This is a genomic window from Vibrio qingdaonensis, from assembly GCF_026191675.1.
Classification (GTDB): domain Bacteria; phylum Pseudomonadota; class Gammaproteobacteria; order Enterobacterales; family Vibrionaceae; genus Vibrio; species Vibrio qingdaonensis.
The window spans coordinates 1-546 of record NZ_JAKRRY010000158.1; the positions used below are offsets into that span (position 1 = coordinate 1).

Below are 546 nucleotides of genomic sequence, written 5' to 3' on the forward strand. Positions count from 1 at the left end.
TCGAGTTAAGCCTGTTCTCTGAAGAGCCCAGTTAACTGAAGCAGAATTACCCCCTGAAATAATTTCTAGACTGATCCCAAATGTAGCTTCAATTCCATCGGCAAGCTCAGAAAGAATATTCATATTTTGATCATCTGGAGCGACACCATACCGACAGGCCAAATTCGTACCAATTCCTTTTATCGTGATGTTCGGTAAAGAAATAATCTCACGGATAAAATCAATAACGCGATTCGGCATCACACCTTCTCTGAGATCGCCAAGCTCAACCATAATAATAATATCGTGACGGCAATTTTGTTGTTCCGCTGCATGTGAAAGCCTCTGAATCACTTCAACTTCAGAATTTAAACTCATATCACTGTATTTTATTACGCTCGCCACTTGACTTAGCATGGGTGTACGTATGAGCATTTTAGGGATAGCAATGCCAGATTCAGTCATCTTTTGAAGATTTTCGATTCTTGAATCGGCTAACATTGTTGCGCCAGCATCAATAAGAACTTGTGCGATGATAGGGTGGCCGAGGAAGGCTTTTGTTACAGG

General features: G+C 41.2%; 1 protein-coding gene. It reads right to left on the bottom strand.

The genetic code is table 11. From position 1 onward, the window contains the following. A partial coding sequence (locus tag MD535_RS25815; protein WP_265678134.1) for an alanine racemase occupies nt 1-546 on the bottom strand: 546 nt, incomplete at both ends.